Genomic DNA, 16,118 nt, shown 5'->3' on the forward strand with positions numbered 1-16,118 from the left:
CCGGAACGCATGCCGAACGGCCGGTGCCGTCCCGAGTGCGACCGGCGTGATGATCGTTCAGATCATCTTGCCCGGCGGGGCCAAGTCGACACCTGGCCGTCCGGCCTGAACGGACCTGTCTCCGAAGCCGGAGCCGGGTCACGGCGCCCGGTGTGTGTCGCGGTCGCGCGCCGCGGACTGGATGGCCTCGACGTACGGTATGTCCTGACGCTGCGTGGGCTTGTCCAGCAACTCGAAGGGAACCAGGGCCGGATGACGCGGATTCCGGGTCTCCATCCAGGCCGCCCAGGCGTCGTGCACGTCGACCTCCGTGACATGCACGCCTTTCGCTCGCATGAGGACGGCGTACATGAGGAACAGGGCGTCCGCGTCCTCCGGCGGGCAGGCGTACGTGGGCAGATGGGATCTGATGAGCCGGGCGTCGTCCCGCAGATAGGTCATGCGAGCAGCCTGCCCAGACACAGCAGCCCGTGCAACAGAGCGAAGACCCACGGGATCATCCGTTCACTGAAACCCAGTTCGATGTACCGGGTCCGTGAACGGGCCGAGGGCGCCCGGACCAGGAGCTGCCATTCGTCCGTGAAGATCTTGACCGGGAGCCGTGTCTCGATCGCGTTGATGACCTCGAACTTCGCCCGGTTGAGGTCCCGATAGCTGCGCAGTTGCAGCCACCAGGTCGTCGAGATCGCGATCCCCGTCAGGGCGATGACCGGCGCGGTCCACAACGGTCTCTGCTCGGCATCAGCCAGGGAGATGCCGATCGCACCGACGAAGGCCGTCTGCACGGACAGGAAGAACGCGTTGGCCAGACCCCGTCACGCGGAGACCCGGTCGGCCATCTCCACAGCCAGCGTGTACAGCTCCAGCACCGACGGCGATAACTCCGGTACCCCGGCGGCGGAGCCCTCCTCGTCCTTGGCCGAACCTTCGGTTCCATCCGCGGCCGGGGCGGGCACCGGGGCGTTGCGTGGCTCAGGCATCATGGCCACCATCATGACGTGCGGGCCGTCACACGTGGCCGCATTGCCACAACCGGCCACGCCCACTTCGTGATCCCTTCGCCCACCGATCCCGCCCGAAGGCCGGCCGCTCTGCGGCACCTTGATCCGACCGCGCATCCGGCAGGCCGCCTCATTCGGCCTCGGTAATTGTGTCCCGATTGCCCGCCGGGCCAGGGTGCGCCCGGGTACTCTCGACAAGCTCGTGGCCCGAGTTCGGCCGTTCATCCCCCCGCAGCCCGCAGCCCGCAGCCCGCAGCCCGCACATCGCCGACGACGGCGAAACCTCCGAGTGTGCCCCGACCCAGTCCTTGCTTCCGCGTCGAGGAGCGGCATGGATCATCAGTTACCGGAACAGCGTCGGATGCGCGGGTACACCGCGGAAGCGACAGGACGCACCGTGCGCTGGACCGGCTTCGCCCTCGCTGTCGGGGTCAGCGGTGTTCTTGCCCGACACATGTTCTTCGAGCCGACATCTGAGTTTGCGCAACTGCACCTCGCCGTGCGCATCGTCATCTACGCGGCGGTCCTTCTGGGCGGCTGGGGCGCCTACTCCGCAGGCCGAAGAGTCGCGGTGTGGGGCAAGCGACACCGCGCTCCGCTGGTTCACCCGTTGGAAGGCCTGCTCGGGGAGCAATACCTGCTGTATCTACGGCCGTTCACCGTGGACCGCGAGCTTGCGCAGGCGCCGCCGGAGGCCCCAGGCTTGTGGGGCAACAGGGTCCCCGAGGTGCCGGGCCTCACCTCGGAGGAATTCCTGATCAAGCAGTTCACCGGCTGCGGCAGGGTGGTGGCCATCGGCCGACCCGGCGAACGGTTGCCGCTGTTGGGCGCGGAGCGCGGCTATCTTCCGCTGCATCACTGGCAGCACACCGTGAGCAAGTTGATCCAGGGCGCGCACGGTGTGCTGATGTTCGTGGCACCGGGGCCCGGAACGGTCTGGGAATACACGGAGGCCCTGCGTACTGCCTCCCCCGAGCGGCTGGTGCTGATGGTCGGTTGCAGTACGGAGGAGTTCGACGCGTTCCGCGCGGCGGCCAGGAAGAGGTATGCCGAGCGCACGGCCGCGGAGCCTGGCGAGTCCTGGGCGCCGCTGCCCGACCTGCCGGAATGTCCGCGAGAGCCCCGGGTGTCCAGACGGGAATGGGAGATGCCGCTCCGGGCTTTCATCACCTTCGACGTGAACTGGCGCCCCCAGGTACACCCGTTCAAGGTCACGGCGAAGCCGCTGCGCCACTTCAGGACGGTACGACGCGTGGTCAGCGGCCAGGTGCATCCCGTCCTCGGCCCGCTGGCCGCGCTGCCGCGCCGTCCGTGGCCGCCGGACCAACACATTGCTCTTCCCCTTGAGGATGAGCCTCCCGTCGAGGCCGTACCGGAGCCTCTCCGCCAGCCGCTGCTCGGCAGTGTTCACTCGCAGCAGGGGTTCGGACGTAGAGGGCGGCGGCCGAGGCGGCCCTGAGGACGTGGCGGCCTGGTTCCGCGTCCGTCACGGACGACTGCGGGCCTGACACGGAAGTTCCCGTGTCAGGCCCGCAGTTGAGGCGTTGAGTGCCGTCAGGCGTACGAGTAGAACCCCGACCCCGACTTACGCCCGAGCCGCCCGGCCTCCACCATGCGCTGGAGCAGCGGGGGAGCGGCGTACAGGGGCTCCTTGTACTCCTCGTACATGGAGTTGGCGATGGAGACGATGGTGTCCAGGCCGATCAGGTCGGCGAGCCGCAGCGGGCCCATCGGGTGGGCGCAGCCCAGTTCCATGCCGTTGTCGATGTCCTCGCGGCCCGCGATGCCCGACTCGAACATCCGGATGGCGGAGAGGAGATAGGGCACGAGCAGGGCGTTGACCACGAAGCCCGAGCGGTCCTGGGCGCGGATCGCGTGCTTGCCGAGGGCCTTCTCGGCGAACAACTGGGCGCGGCTCAGGGTGCCTTCGGAGGTGGTGAGCGCCGGGATCAGCTCGACGAGCTTCTGCACGGGGGCCGGGTTGAAGAAGTGGATGCCGACCACGTGGTCCGGGCGCGAGGTGGCGACCGCGAGCTTGACCAGCGGGATGGAGGAGGTGTTGGAGGCGAGGATGGCGTCCGGGCGGGTCACCACCTGGTCGAGGACCTGGAAGATCTCCGTCTTCACCTGCTCGTTCTCCACGACGGCCTCGATGACCAGGTCGCGGTCCGCGAACTCGCCGAGGTCGGTGGTGAAGCGCAGCCGGTCCTGCGTGGCCTGACGCTCCTCCTCGGAGATCTTGCCGCGTTCGGCCGCCTTGGACAGGGAGTTGAACAGCCGGGTCCGGCCGATCTCCAGGGCTTCGCCGGTGGTCTCGGCGACCACCACATCCAGTCCGGCGCGGGCGCACACCTCCGCGATGCCCGCTCCCATCTGGCCGCAGCCCACCACTCCGACGCGCTCGATGTCGGTCACATCGTCCCTTTCGCTGATCTACGGCTGTGGGCAGGACCTCCGGGGTGCGGCGCCTGCTCCGATCGTGCACGTTACCTCCAAGTATCGATGATCGATCGTTCGGGTGGGGTGCATTCTTGGGCCCAATGACGATCCGTGAGGGAGCGGATCCGGAGCGTAGGGAGTGATGGATGGGGCCCTTGTCGCGTCGCGCGTTCACGGTCGCCGGGCTGTCGTTGCTCACGGCGGGGGCGGCGGCCCCCCGCCGCCGCGAGGAGGCGCGAGGAGAGGGACGGGAGGAAGAACGAGAGAGGGAACGGGAGGACGGGACCGAGGAGATGCGGGGCATGTGGCTGGCGACCGTGGCCAACCGCGACTGGCCCTCCCGCCCCGGCCTCACGGCCGCCACGCAGCGCGCCGAGTTGCGCGCCCATCTCGACATGGCGGTCAGGCGTCGGCTCAACACCGTGTTCCTCCAGGTCCGTCCCACGGCCGACGCGCTGTGGCCCTCCCCGTACGAGCCGTGGTCGCAGTGTCTGACGGGTACCCAGGGCAAGAACCCCGGCTGGGACCCGCTCGGCACCGCCGTGGAGGAGGCGCACGCGCGCGGGCTCGAACTGCACGCGTGGTTCAACCCGTTCCGCGTCGCGAACCACGCCGACCCGAAGCGGCTCGCCGCCGCGCATCCCGCCCGTAAGCACCCTGACTGGGTCGTGTCCTACGGCGGCAAGCTCTACTACGACCCGGGGCTGCCGCAGGTACGGGCCTTCGTGGAGAAGGCGATCCTCGACGCCGTACGCCGCTATGCCGTGGACGGCGTCCACTTCGACGACTACTTCTATCCGTATCCCGTCAAGGGCCACACCTTCGACGACGCCAAGACGTACGCGGCCCACGGTGGCGGCTTCCGGGACCGGGCCGCCTGGCGCCGCCACAACATCGACCTGCTGATCCGGGAGACCGGGGCGCAGGTCCGGCAGGCGCGGCCCGAGGCCCGCTTCGGGGTCAGCCCCTTCGGGGTGTGGCGCAACGCCGCGAAGGACTCCCGCGGTTCGGACACCCGCGCCGGAGTGCAGACGTACGACGACCTGTACGCGGACACGCGCGGCTGGGTCAGGTCCGGGTGGCTGGACTACATCTGCCCGCAGCTCTACTGGAACATCGGCTTCGCGGCGGCGGACTACGCCGAACTCGTGGACTGGTGGGCCAAGGTCACCGAGGGCACCGCGGTGCGGCTCTATCTGGGGGAGGCGCTGTACAAGGCCGGTGACCCGGCGCAGCCCGCCCCCTGGCGGGACCCGGCGGAACTGTCCCGGCATCTCGCCCTCGCCGCGTCCTACCCGCAGGCGCGCGGGCATGTCTTCTTCGCCGCCAAGGAGGTTGCGGCGGATCCGGTCGGCGCGATGACGCGCGTGGTCGCCGACCACTACCCGTGGCCGGTGGACCCGCCGCGCTGAGCACGCCGACCGCTCTCCTGGCGACCGCTCTACTGCCGGACCTGCCGGGAGGCCTCCTCGTGGCGGATCTCGGAGTCGGGGCCCGGAGAGCACACCGCCTCGTGCCCGTCCTGGAAGCGGACGCGGTACGGAGGTGTGCCTTCCGTACCCATCACCTCGACGATCTCGGCGACCTTGTCGTGCTGGCCGACGACCCTGCCGTGCTGTACCAGCTTGTCGCCCACAGTTGCGCGCATCTTTGAGGCGCCTCCTCGTCACGTACGGGAGTATCGGTCCGTGGCCACGAGCCTGCGGCCGGGGCGCCGGTCGACCCGGCCCGTGCGCCTCGCCTCGGGTCAGCTCCGCGCCCGCTGCGTGGCCGCGATACAGGCCAGGACGGCGGCGGCCGTGAGCGGTACGGCCGGGGTGAGGTGCTCGCCGAGGAGCAGTACCGACCACACCAGTGTGAGCAGCGGCTGTGCGAGCTGCAACTGGCTGGCCTTCGGGACGCCGATCGCCGCCATGCCCCGGTACCAGACGATCAGACCGAGGAACTGCGAACCGGCCGCGACCCACAGCACCCCGGTCACGCCGTGCGCCGTGAGGTGGATCGGCTCGTACGACAGGGCCAGGAGCGCCCCGGGCACGGCGAGCGGCAGGCACAGCACCAGCGCCCAGCCGATGACCTGCCGGCCGGGCATGATCCGGGCCAGTCGGCCGCCCTCGGTGTAGCCGGCCGCGCAGATCAGCAGGGCGCCGAAGAGGTAGGCGTCCGCGCCGGTCAGCGCGCCCCCGCTCTGCTGGACGGTGAACGCGATGACCGCGGCGGCGCCCCCGACGGCGGCGCCCCAGAACGTCCGGGAGGGGCGGGCGCCCGTGCGCAGCGCCGAGAAGAGGGCCGTGGTGAGCGGGAGCAGTCCGACGACCACGGCGGCGTGCGCGGTGGTCGAGGTCCGCAGGGCGAGGGTGGTCAGCAGCGGGAAGCCGAGCACGACGCCTGCCGCGACGACCGCGAGTCCCGCCCAGTGCGCTCGTACGGGCAGGGGTGTCCGCCGCGCGAGCAGGCACCCGCCCGCGATGAGGGCGGCCAGCACGCTGCGCACGGCCACGAGCGACCAGGGCCCGAAGCTCTCGAGCCCCCAGGCGGTGGCGGGGAACGTGAGGGAGAAGGCGACGACCCCGAGGGCGGCCTGGAGGGTGCCGACCCGGCTCGGATGTCCTGTCCCGGCTTCCGGCGTCGCGCCTGTGGTCGGGGCCGAGGCCGTGGTGACCGCTATCGGGGCCGGTGCGGTAGCGCTATTCTGTGCTCTCATGCAAGAGCGTAGCAGTGTCATGAACCTCGCGCAGAAGCTGCGGTTGGAGCTGAACCGCTACTCTCCCGGTGAGAAGCTGCCGTCCAGTCGTGTGCTCGTCGAGCGGTTCCGGGTCAGCCCGGTGACCGTGTCGCGGGCGCTGGCGCAGTTGGCCGCGGAGGGGCTCGTGGTCACCCGGCCGGGGGCCGGGGCGTTCCGCGCCGAGCCGCGCGCCGTGACCCCGGCGGCGGGGGACACCGCCTGGCAGGAGGTCGCGCTCAGCGCGGACGCCTCCGTCGAACTCGTGCCGCGTACCGTCGACGCCTCCGGTGTGCTGGCCTCCCTGGCCGCGCCACCCGCCGAGGTCGTCGAGTTCAACGGCGGCTATCTGCACCCGTCGTTGCAGCCCGAGCGGGCGATGGGGGCCGCGCTGGCGCGGGCCGGACGCCGCCCCGGTGTCTGGGCGAAGCCGCCCGTGGAGGGGATCACCGAGCTGCGCGCGTGGTTCGCGCGGGGCATCGGCGGCGCGATCACCGCGTCCGACGTGCTGATCACGGCCGCCGGTCAGTCCGCGCTGACCATCGCGCTGCGGGCCCTGGCGCCTCCGGGCGCCCCGGTCCTGGTCGAGTCGCCCGGCTACCCCGGCATGCTGGCGATCGCCCGCGCGGCGGGGCTCAGGCCCGTGCCCGTGCCGGTCGACGCGGACGGGGTGAAGCCGTCGCTGCTCGCCGACGCGTTCCGGGCGACGGGTGCCCGCGTGTTCGTCTGCCAGCCGCTGTTCCAGAACCCGACCGGTGCCGTTCTCGCGCCCGAGCGGCGACGCGAGGTGCTGCGGATCGCGCGGGACGCCGGGGCGTTCGTGATCGAGGACGACTTCGCGCGGCGACTGGCCCACGAGGACGCCGGGCCGCTGCCCGCTCCGCTCGCCGCCGAGGACCCCGACGGCGTCGTCGTGCACGTCTGCTCGCTCACCAAGGCGACCTCGCCCAGCTTCCGGGTCGGTGCGCTGGCCGCCCGCGGGCCGGTGCTGGAGCGGCTGCGGGCCATCCACATCGTCGACACGTTCTTCGTGCCCCGCCCCTTGCAGGAGGCCGCGCTGGAACTCGTCGGCTCGCCCGCCTGGCCGCGTCATCTGCGCGCCGTGGCCGCCGAGTTGAGGCACCGCCGCGACACGATGACCGCGGCCCTGCGGCTGCGGCTGCCCGAACTCACCGTGCCGCACGTCCCGTACGGCGGCCACCACCTGTGGGTACGCCTGCCCGAAGGCTGCGACGAGTCCGTCTTCGTCGCGGGTGCCCTGCGCGCGGGCGTGGCCGTCGCCCCCGGCAGGCCCTACTTCAGCGCCGAGCCGCCCGCCGCGCAGGTGCGCCTGAGCTTCGCGGCCGTCGCGGGGGCCGAGGAGATCATGGAGGGCGTCCGCAGGCTGCGCACCGCGGTGGACGAGCTGCCGCGCCCTCGGTGAACAGCCGTGCGAGGGCCCTGGCTCCCAAACCCTCGACAGCGCGGTCCCCGGCCTGGAAGTCTCCGGTCATGACCGACACACCCCGCTTCCCCGACGGCTACGAGTTCTCCGCCGACACCGCCCGCATCGACGTCGACCGCACCCACCGCTGGCTCGCGACCGACGCGTACTGGGCGCTGGACCGCCCCCGCGACAAGCATGAGCGCGCGGTGGCGAACTCCCTCAACTTCGGTGCGTACGACCTCAGTTCGGGCGAGCAGGTGGGGTACGCGCGCGTGGTGACCGACGGGGAGCTGTTCGCCTGGCTCTGTGACGTCTACGTCGACCGCTCGGTACGGGGCAAGGGGGTCGGCACGGCGCTGACCCGCGCGGTCCGCGACCACCTCGCCGCGCTCGGGGTACGCCGCGTCCTGCTGGCCACGAACGACGCCCACGGCGTCTACGCGAAGCTCGGCTTCGAGCCACTGGAGAAGCCGGACCAGTGGATGGCGCTGTGGTTCGACCGGCCGAACGGCTCCACCGACACGCAGGTCGCCCCCTGAGCCACTTGTGACCCCTGGGTCACCTCTCTTGACCGGCCGGGCGGCGCAGGGCGCCGGACCCTCCGTCCGGAGGCTGTCTCGCCGAAAGCCCGTACGCGCACGTCCTCCCGGGCGCGCCGCAGCGTGCGTCGGCTGTTCTCGTTGGGCATCGTGAATCCGTCCCGGTAGGCGGGCGCGTCATGGCGGAACTGGATTGCATAAACGTACAGCGGATCGTATAGTCATGCCATCGGAGGAGGATTCCATGGCGGTAACTGCGGCGGTGGCGGGAGCGAGTGGGTATGCGGGCGGGGAGCTGCTGCGCCTGTTGCTCGTACACCCCGAGGTCGAGATCGGCACCCTGACCGGCAACTCCAACGCGGGGCAGCGGATCGGCGCGTTGCAGCCGCATCTGCTCCCGCTCGCGGACCGGATCCTGGAGGAGACGACCGCCGAGACCCTCGCCGGGCACGACGTCGTCTTCCTGGCCCTGCCCCACGGGCAGTCCGCCGCCGTCGCCGAGCAGCTCGGCCCGGATGTCCTCGTGATCGACATGGGCGCCGACTTCCGGCTCCAGAACCCGGCGGACTGGGAGCGGTTCTACGGCACCGCGCACGCCGGGACCTGGCCCTACGGCCTGCCCGAGCTGCCGGGCGCGCGCGCCGCGCTCAAGGGCACCAAGCGCATCGCGGTGCCGGGCTGCTACCCGACCGCCGCCTCGCTCGCGCTCTTCCCCGCGTACACCGCGGGCCTGGTCGAGAACGAGGCCGTGATCGTCGCCGCCTCCGGCACCTCCGGAGCGGGCAAGGCGCCCAAGCCCCATCTGCTCGGCTCCGAGGTCATGGGCGCCATGTCCCCGTACGGCGTCGGCGGCGTCCACCGCCACACCCCCGAGATGGTCCAGAACCTCAGCGCGGCGGCCGGTGAGAAGGTCACCGTCTCCTTCACCCCGACCCTCGCGCCGATGGCCCGCGGCATCCTCGCCACGTGCAGCGCGAAGGCGACGTCCGAGGCCACCGCCGAGTCGGTCCGCGCGGCGTACGAGAAGGCCTGCGCCGACGAGCCGTTCCTCCACCTCCTTCCGGAGGGGCAGTGGCCCAGCACCGCGTCCGTCCACGGGTCCAACGCCGTTCAGGTACAGGTCGCCTACGACGCCGCCGCGCACCGCGTCATCGCGATCAGCGCCATCGACAATCTGGCCAAGGGCACCGCGGGCGGCGCCGTCCAGAGCATGAACATCGCCCTCGGGCTCGACGAGACCACCGGGCTGTCCACGATCGGGGTCGCACCGTGACACGCGCGCGTGCGACCACCCGGCCGCGGACGACCGAGAGCACCTTCCGGGCCGTCCGGGCACCGGGAGAGCAGACCGCGCCAGGGCACCGCGCGGGCGGAGAGAACACCAAGGAGACGCAGTGAGTGTCACGGCAGCACAGGGGTTCACGGCGGCGGGTATCGCCGCCGGGATCAAGAAGAGCGGTAACCCGGACCTCGCCCTCGTGGTCAACAACGGGCCCCGCCGAGCCGCCGCGGGCGTCTTCACCTCCAACCGTGTGAAGGCGGCCCCGGTGCTGTGGTCCGAGCAGGTCCTCAAGAGCGGGCAGCTCTCCGCCGTCGTCCTCAACTCCGGTGGCGCGAACGCCTGCACCGGACCCCAGGGCTTCCAGGACACCCACGCCACCGCCGAGAAGGCCGCGGAGGTGCTGGGTGTCGGCGCGGGCGAGGTGGCCGTCTGCTCCACCGGACTCATCGGCGAACTCCTCCCGATGGACAAGATCCTGCCGGGCGTCGAGACGGCGGCCGCCGCGCTGAGCGAGCACGGCGGCGAGAAGGCGGCCATCGCCATCAAGACCACCGACACCGTCCACAAGACGTGCGTCGTCACGAAGGACGGCTGGACCGTCGGCGGGATGGCCAAGGGCGCGGGCATGCTCGCGCCGGGCCTCGCCACGATGCTCGTCGTGCTCACCACCGACGCCGACGTCGACAGCGCGACGCTTCAGGCGGCCCTGCGCTCCGCCACCCAGGTCACCTTCGACCGCGTCGACTCCGACGGCTGCATGTCCACCAACGACACCGTGCTGCTGCTGGCCTCGGGCGCCGCCGGGATCACCCCCGGCGCCGAGGACTTCGCCGAGGCCGTCCGGGCCGTGTGCGCCGACCTGGCCCGGCAGCTCATCGGGGACGCCGAGGGCGCGAGCAAGGACATCAAGGTCGAGGTGATCAACGCGGCGACCGAGGACGACGCCGTCGAGGTGGGCCGGGTCATCGCCCGCAACAACCTCCTCAAGTGCGCCATACACGGTGAGGACCCCAACTGGGGCCGTGTCCTGTCCGCCATCGGCACCACGCAGGCGGCCTTCGACCCGGACCAGCTCAACGTCGCCATCAACGGCGTCTGGGTCTGCAAGAACGGCGGCGTCGGCGAGGACCGCGCCCTGGTCGACATGCGCTACCGCGAGGTCCACATCGTCGCCGACCTGGCCGCGGGCCCCGCGACCGCCACCATCTGGACCAACGACCTCACCGCGGACTACGTCCACGAGAACAGCGCCTACTCCTCATGAGCCGGCCGATCACCAAGCCCAGCAGCATGCGCAAGCACACCGCTCTGCCCAAGGCCCGGATCCTCGTCGAGGCGCTGCCCTGGCTGACCCGCCATCACGGCAAGACGGTCGTCATCAAGTTCGGCGGAAACGCCATGGTGAACGACGAGTTGAAGGCCGCCTTCGCGCAGGACGTCGTCTTCCTGCGCCACGCGGGCCTCCGGCCGGTCGTCGTGCACGGCGGCGGCCCCCAGATCAGCGCCGCCCTCGACAGGCACGGCATCGCCAGCGAGTTCAAGGCGGGCCTGCGCGTCACCTCCGAGGACGCCATGGACGTCGTCCGCATGGTGCTCGTCGGCCAGGTGCAGCGCGAACTGGTCGGGCTGCTCAACCAGCACGGCCCGCTCGCCGTCGGCATCACCGGCGAGGACGCGCACACCATCACCGCCACCAAGCACCGGCCCGAGATCGACGGCCAGTTGGTCGACATCGGGCGGGTGGGAGAGATCACCGAGATCGACACAGGCGCGATCGAGGCGCTGCTCGCCGACGGCCGCATCCCGGTCGTGTCCTCGATCGCCCGGAGCCAGGACGACGGACATGTCTACAACGTCAATGCTGATACGGCGGCTGCGGCACTCGCTGCGGCGCTGGGCGCCGAGATCCTCATGGTCCTCACCGATGTCGAGGGCCTCTACGAGGACTGGCCCCACTCCGACGAGGTGATCAGCCGCCTCACGGCCGCCCAGCTCGAGCGGCTCCTGCCGGAGTTGTCCTCGGGCATGGTGCCGAAGATGGAGGGCTGTCTGCACGCCGTACGCAACGGCGTCAGCACCGCCCGCGTGATCGACGGCCGCGTCCAGCACTCGATCCTGCTGGAGATCTTCACGGATGACGGAATCGGCACGATGGTCGTGCCCGACGGACACAGCCTGGACGACGGCGCGTCCGACGCGTCCGACCCGGGTGACAAGGGGGACGCGGCATGACCGCCAACGACGAGCTGACCCAGCGCTGGCAGGGCGCGCTCATGAACAACTACGGCACCCCCCGGCTGCCCCTCGTCCGCGGTGCGGGCGCACGGCTGTGGGACGCCGACGGCAAGGAGTACGTCGACTTCGTCGGCGGGATCGCGGTCAACGCGCTCGGCCACGCCCACCCCGCGATCGTCGAGGCCGTCAGCACGCAGATCGCGTCCCTCGGCCATGTCTCCAACCTGTTCATCGCCGAACCGCCCGTCGCGCTCGCCGAGCGGCTGCTCCAGCTCTTCGGCCGGGACGGCAAGGTCTACTTCTGCAACTCCGGGGCCGAGGCCAACGAGGGCGCCTTCAAGATCGGCCGACTGACCGGGCGCGCCCATGTCGTCGCCACCGAGGGCGGCTTCCACGGCCGCACCATGGGCGCCCTCGCGCTCACCGGCCAGCCCGGCAAGCAGGAGCCGTTCCTGCCGCTGCCCGGTGAGGTCACCCATGTCCCGTACGGCGACGCCCAGGCGCTGGCCGCCGCGGTCACCGAGGAGACCGCCCTGGTCGTGATCGAGCCGATCCAGGGCGAGAACGGCGTCGTGGTCCCGCCCGCCGGCTACCTCAAGGCGGCGCGTGCGATCACCGCCGCCACCGGGGCGCTGCTCGTCCTCGACGAGGTGCAGACCGGTATCGGCCGCACCGGGCACTGGTTCGCGTACCAGGCCCACGAGGGCGTCCTGCCCGACATCGTCACCCTCGCCAAGGGCGTCGGCGGCGGCCTGCCGCTCGGTGCCACCGTCGCCTTCGGCCGGGCCGCCGAGCTGCTCCGCCCCGGCCAGCACGGCACGACCTTCGGCGGCAACCCCGTCGCCTGCGCCGCCGGACTCGCGGTCCTCGGCGCCATCGAGGACGAGGGCCTGCTGGAGAACGTGCGGCGGCAGAGCAAGCGGCTGAGGGACGGAATCGAGTCGCTCGGCCACCCGATGATCAGCCACGTCCGTGGCGAAGGCCTTCTCCTGGGTATCGTGCTCACCGAGCCGCTCGCGCAGCAGGCGCAGCAGGCGGCTGAGGATGCCGGCTTCCTGGTGAACGCACCCGCCCCGAACGTCGTACGGCTGATGCCGCCGCTGAACCTCGGCGATGACGAAGCGGACGCGTTCGTCCGCGCACTGCCGGGCATCCTCGACGCTGTGAACGGGGACGGACGATCCGGAGAATGAGACGACGATGAGTCAGGCGCAGGACCACGACAACACGGGGCCCGCCGTGCCGCAGACCCGTACCGCACGCCACCGACGGATCGTGGACATCCTCAACCGGCAACCGGTGCGCTCCCAGAGCCAGTTGGCGAAGCTGCTCGCCGACGACGGGCTGAGCGTCACGCAGGCGACGCTCTCCCGGGACCTGGACGAGCTGAACGCGGTGAAGATCCGCAACAACGACGGCGACCTCATCTACGCGGTCCCGAGCGAGGGCGGCTTCCGCACCCCGCGCGCTCCGCTCGGCGAGTCGGCCAAGGAGGAGCGGATGCGGCGGCTGTCCCAGGAGCTGCTGATCTCGGCGGAGGCCTCCGCCAACCTCGTGGTCCTGCGCACCCCGCCCGGTGCGGCGCAGTTCCTCGCCTCGGCGATCGACCAGGCCGAACTGCACGACATCCTCGGCACGATCGCGGGCGACGACACGCTCCTGCTCATCAGCCGCGACCCGAGCGGCGGCCAGGCCCTGGCGGACCATCTGCTGCGGCTGGCACAGAACGGCCAGTGACGCAGAACGGCCGGTGACCCCTGCGGGGACGGCGGTACGGCAGAGCCCGTACGCCGTCCCCGCGGGCGTTCAGCCCAGCCAGGCCGCCAGCCCGCGCGTGCACCGCGCCTCGCCCCGCGCCGTGATCAGCAGGGCCTCCACCTCCGGCAGGGACTCCAGCCAGTCCAGCGCCCGCCGCGCGCCCATCGCGAAGGCGGCCGTCGCCCAGGCGTCCGCCCACGTCAGCCGGGGACCCACCGTGGTCACGGCCACCAGGTCGGTGACCGCGGGCCTGCCGGTGCGGGGATCCATGATGTGCGCGCCGCGCTCCGCGGTCCCGGAGGTGGCCACGGCCAGCCCGGCGGCACCCGCCGCGGACACCACCGCGGCCAGCCCGCCCGCGCGCAGGGGATCCGCCACTCCGACCCGCCAGGAGCGGTGCGGACCGGGCGCTCCGTACATCTGCACGTCCCCGCCGCCGTTGACGCTCACCCCGGTCGCGCCCGCCGCCGCCAGCCGCCGGGCCGCCCGTTCGACCGCCCAGCCCTTCACGATGCCGGTCGGGTCGGTCCGTCCCGCGTACCGGGTGCTGAACCAGCCCTCGCTGAGCCGCTCCGCCGCCTCGCCCAGGGCGAGCACCTCGGCCACCTCCGGGGCGCAGTCCGCCACGGTCAGCTCGCCGCGGGAGAGCCGCGAGAGCTGGCTGTGCTCCCGGTAGGTGGTGAACACCTCGTCCACCCGGTGGAGTCCGTCGATCGCCTCCGCCAGCGCGCGCCGTACGGTCGCGGGCTCGCCGCCGCGCACGTCGAAGGAGAAGACGGTGCCCATCACCTCTTCCGCGTGCCGCAGCGTCAACGCGGGACCGGTCGTCCGGGCGGTCATTCAGCCACCCGCCTTGTCCAGGGCCGACTGGAGAGACCGCCGGTATCCGGCACTGGTGTAACTCGCGCCGGAGACCGCGTCGATGCTCGCGCTCTGCGCGGCCAGCGCCTCCCGGGTGAGCTGCGGGACGGCGTAGCCGCTGATCGACCGGTCCCTCGGGTTGTCCTGGGGGGTGGCGATCGCCGTGACATCGGTGAGCCTGCCGTCCGTCACCGTGATCCGGACCTGGACGGGGCCGTAGCGGGTCGGGACCGTGTCACCGGTGACGGTCCGCGTCCCGGCCGGGGCCGACCCGCCCGACGGGTGTCCGCCCGACGGGGCGGACGAGGGCGCGGCCAGGGCGAGACCGGGTGCGGTGTGCGGCTTGAGCGACAGCAGTAGCACCACCCCGGAGACGGTGGCGGCGCTCGCCAGGACGACCCGGCGCAGCGGGTTCTTCCTCTTCAACGGATGCATGCGGGCCTCACAGTGCGAACGACTCGTGGTGGATACGGCGATCGGGGACCCCGGCCGCCCGCAGCACCTCGTACATGGCCTCAGCGAATCCGGGCGGACCGCACAGGTAGACGTCGTGTCCGGCGAGGTCGGGCACCGCGGAGCGCAGATGTCCGGGCGTGAGGTACGGGCGCGAGCCGTCCGGGCCGTTGAGGGCGTACAGCACGCGGGCGCCGCGCTCGCGCGCTATGGCCTCCAACTCGGCGCCCAGGGCAAGGTCCTGGGCCGAGCGCGCCCGGTACAGCAGCGTCACCTCGCCCGGCAGCGTCTCGAACAGGGCGCGGATCGGGGTGACTCCGACGCCGCCCGCGATCAACAGCGCCCGGCCGCCGGTCCGCCGGTCCGCGGTCAGTGATCCGTACGGTCCCTCCGCCCACACCTTCGTGCCCGGCCGCAGCCGAGCCACCGACGCGCTGTGGCCGCCGAGCGCCTTCACGGTGATGCGCAGCCGGGTCCGGCGGGGCGGTGCCGACAGCGAGTACGGCGTGGACGTCCAGCGCAGGCCGTCCGTGAGGAACCGCCAGCGCAGGAACTGCCCCGGCCGGGCGCCCAGTTGCTCCAGCCGCCGACCGCTCATCACCACGGACCACACGCCCGGTGCCTCGGGATACACCGACTCCACCCGCAGCCGGTGGCGCCGGTTGAGCCGTACCGGCGTCAGGATCCGGAACCACACCACCAGGGCCGCGACGCCGAGGTACAGCGCGTACCAGGCGGCCCGAGCGACCGCGCTCCCGGTGAACTGCGCGCCGAGCGCGAGCTGGTGGCCGAAGGCGAGGAAGACCGCGCCGTAGGTCAGGAGATGCGCGTAGTACCAGAACTCATGGGTGACCCTGCGGCGCACGGCCCGCGCCGAGACGACGCCCACGGCGACCAGGACGGCCGCGCCGAGCGTGCCCTTGAGCATCTCCGGGTAGTGCAGGACCACGGTGACCAGCTCGCCCACCGGCGAGATCCGGTCCTGGGCCGCGTACCCGCAGCCGATCAGGACGACGTGCGCGACCAGCAGACAGACCGTGTACCGCCCGGCCGTCGCGTGCCAGCGCGTCACCCGGTCCGAGCCGACGCCCCGCTCCAGGAGCGGCACACGGGCCATCAGCCCGACGAGCACGGCGCAGGCGTATCCGCACAGCAGCCCGGTGAGCCGCCCGGCCCCGGTCAGCCAGCCCGCCGCGCCCACGACCGAGTCGGTGTCCCGCCACCACAGCGCGACCACGGCCGCGGCCCCGGCCCACAGGAGCGCCGGAAGCAGGCCCGCGGGCAAGCGCCGGACGAGCGGCGGCGCCTGCCGCTGATACACCGTGGCCATGTGCGTTCCCTTCGGACGAGGCCGCCGGTACGACCCGTACGCCACTGTGCAGGCCGAACCTCAGAGTCCGCT

18 protein-coding genes are annotated in these 16,118 nt (G+C 71.9%); 9 read left to right on the forward strand and 9 right to left on the reverse strand.

Features of this window, described 5'->3' with window-relative positions:
• Positions 1-138: 138 nt before the first annotated feature.
• The 3 genes from ACZ60T_RS25675 to ACZ60T_RS25685 are packed head-to-tail and all read right to left on the reverse strand — an operon-like array spanning position 139 to position 983.
• Positions 139-441, reverse strand: coding sequence for a DUF7701 domain-containing protein (locus ACZ60T_RS25675; protein WP_365631041.1), 303 nt, complete (start codon positions 439-441; stop codon positions 139-141).
• Positions 438-809, reverse strand: coding sequence for a RipA family octameric membrane protein (locus ACZ60T_RS25680; RefSeq protein ID WP_469668135.1), 372 nt, complete (start codon positions 807-809; stop codon positions 438-440). The genes ACZ60T_RS25675 and ACZ60T_RS25680 overlap by 4 nt, the downstream gene beginning before the upstream one ends.
• 6 nt (positions 810-815) lie before the next feature.
• Entirely contained in the window at positions 816-983 is a 168-nt protein-coding gene (locus ACZ60T_RS25685; protein WP_469668031.1) for a hypothetical protein, read from the reverse strand.
• 415 nt (positions 984-1,398) lie between these two features.
• Here ACZ60T_RS25685 and ACZ60T_RS25690 point away from each other — a divergent pair, with 415 nt between their 5' ends.
• Positions 1,399-2,460: a hypothetical protein gene (locus ACZ60T_RS25690; RefSeq protein ID WP_469668033.1), complete on the forward strand. Its 1,062-nt coding sequence runs from the start codon at positions 1,399-1,401 to the stop codon at positions 2,458-2,460.
• Between the two features lie 95 nt (positions 2,461-2,555).
• On the opposite strand, the gene ACZ60T_RS25695 is transcribed toward ACZ60T_RS25690, so the two are convergent.
• The gene (locus tag ACZ60T_RS25695; protein ID WP_365631047.1) at positions 2,556-3,416 is read right to left on the reverse strand and encodes a 3-hydroxybutyryl-CoA dehydrogenase; all 861 of its coding nucleotides are present in this window, start codon (positions 3,414-3,416) and stop codon (positions 2,556-2,558) included.
• Between the two features lie 170 nt (positions 3,417-3,586).
• On the opposite strand from ACZ60T_RS25695, the gene ACZ60T_RS25700 reads away from it, so the two are divergent.
• Positions 3,587-4,852, forward strand: a complete 1,266-nt coding sequence (locus ACZ60T_RS25700; RefSeq protein WP_469668034.1) for a glycoside hydrolase family 10-like protein — start codon at positions 3,587-3,589, stop codon at positions 4,850-4,852.
• Positions 4,853-4,881: 29 nt separating this feature from the next.
• On the opposite strand, the gene ACZ60T_RS25705 is transcribed toward ACZ60T_RS25700, so the two are convergent.
• Together ACZ60T_RS25705 and ACZ60T_RS25710 are read right to left on the reverse strand one after the other, a co-directional pair.
• Positions 4,882-5,088: a DUF1918 domain-containing protein gene (locus tag ACZ60T_RS25705; protein ID WP_365631051.1), complete on the reverse strand. Its 207-nt coding sequence runs from the start codon at positions 5,086-5,088 to the stop codon at positions 4,882-4,884.
• A gap of 99 nt (positions 5,089-5,187) precedes the next feature.
• Positions 5,188-6,144 carry a DMT family transporter gene (locus tag ACZ60T_RS25710; RefSeq protein WP_469668035.1) on the reverse strand — a complete coding sequence of 319 codons (957 nt, stop codon included), beginning with the start codon at positions 6,142-6,144 and terminating at the stop codon, positions 5,188-5,190.
• Between ACZ60T_RS25710 and ACZ60T_RS25715 the strand changes: the two genes are divergently transcribed.
• The 7 genes from ACZ60T_RS25715 (at position 6,143) to ACZ60T_RS25745 (ending at position 13,381) form a co-directional block, all read left to right on the forward strand.
• Entirely contained in the window at positions 6,143-7,585 is a 1,443-nt protein-coding gene (locus ACZ60T_RS25715) for an aminotransferase-like domain-containing protein (protein ID WP_469668036.1), read from the forward strand. The genes ACZ60T_RS25710 and ACZ60T_RS25715 overlap by 2 nt on opposite strands.
• A gap of 68 nt (positions 7,586-7,653) precedes the next feature.
• Complete coding sequence (locus ACZ60T_RS25720; RefSeq protein ID WP_469668037.1) at positions 7,654-8,127, forward strand: GNAT family N-acetyltransferase; 474 nt, start codon at positions 7,654-7,656, stop codon at positions 8,125-8,127.
• A 244-nt stretch (positions 8,128-8,371) separates the two neighbouring features.
• Positions 8,372-9,400: an N-acetyl-gamma-glutamyl-phosphate reductase gene (gene argC, locus ACZ60T_RS25725; protein ID WP_365631060.1), complete on the forward strand. Its 1,029-nt coding sequence runs from the start codon at positions 8,372-8,374 to the stop codon at positions 9,398-9,400.
• A 121-nt stretch (positions 9,401-9,521) separates the two neighbouring features.
• Positions 9,522-10,673 carry a bifunctional glutamate N-acetyltransferase/amino-acid acetyltransferase ArgJ gene (gene argJ / locus ACZ60T_RS25730; RefSeq protein ID WP_469668038.1) on the forward strand — a complete coding sequence of 384 codons (1,152 nt, stop codon included), beginning with the start codon at positions 9,522-9,524 and terminating at the stop codon, positions 10,671-10,673.
• Positions 10,670-11,641: an acetylglutamate kinase gene (argB, locus tag ACZ60T_RS25735; protein ID WP_469668039.1), complete on the forward strand. Its 972-nt coding sequence runs from the start codon at positions 10,670-10,672 to the stop codon at positions 11,639-11,641. The genes argJ and argB overlap by 4 nt, the downstream gene beginning before the upstream one ends.
• Entirely contained in the window at positions 11,638-12,837 is a 1,200-nt protein-coding gene (locus ACZ60T_RS25740; protein WP_469668040.1) for an acetylornithine transaminase, read from the forward strand. The genes argB and ACZ60T_RS25740 overlap by 4 nt, the downstream gene beginning before the upstream one ends.
• Before the next feature lie 7 nt (positions 12,838-12,844).
• Positions 12,845-13,381, forward strand: a complete 537-nt coding sequence (locus ACZ60T_RS25745; protein ID WP_365631068.1) for an arginine repressor — start codon at positions 12,845-12,847, stop codon at positions 13,379-13,381.
• A gap of 69 nt (positions 13,382-13,450) precedes the next feature.
• On the opposite strand, the gene ACZ60T_RS25750 is transcribed toward ACZ60T_RS25745, so the two are convergent.
• Genes ACZ60T_RS25750 through ACZ60T_RS25760 form a run of 3 tightly spaced genes read right to left on the reverse strand, consistent with a single transcriptional unit; the run spans position 13,451 to position 16,046 of the window.
• The gene (locus ACZ60T_RS25750) at positions 13,451-14,242 is read right to left on the reverse strand and encodes an FAD:protein FMN transferase (protein WP_469668042.1); all 792 of its coding nucleotides are present in this window, start codon (positions 14,240-14,242) and stop codon (positions 13,451-13,453) included.
• Positions 14,243-14,698 (reverse strand): FMN-binding protein, encoded by a 456-nt coding sequence (locus ACZ60T_RS25755; RefSeq protein WP_365631072.1) that lies wholly within the window; start codon positions 14,696-14,698, stop codon positions 14,243-14,245.
• A 7-nt stretch (positions 14,699-14,705) separates the two neighbouring features.
• Positions 14,706-16,046: a ferredoxin reductase family protein gene (locus tag ACZ60T_RS25760; protein ID WP_469668044.1), complete on the reverse strand. Its 1,341-nt coding sequence runs from the start codon at positions 16,044-16,046 to the stop codon at positions 14,706-14,708.
• Positions 16,047-16,118 lie beyond the last annotated feature (72 nt).

It is taken from the genome of Streptomyces sp. NPDC104371 (assembly GCF_055583785.1).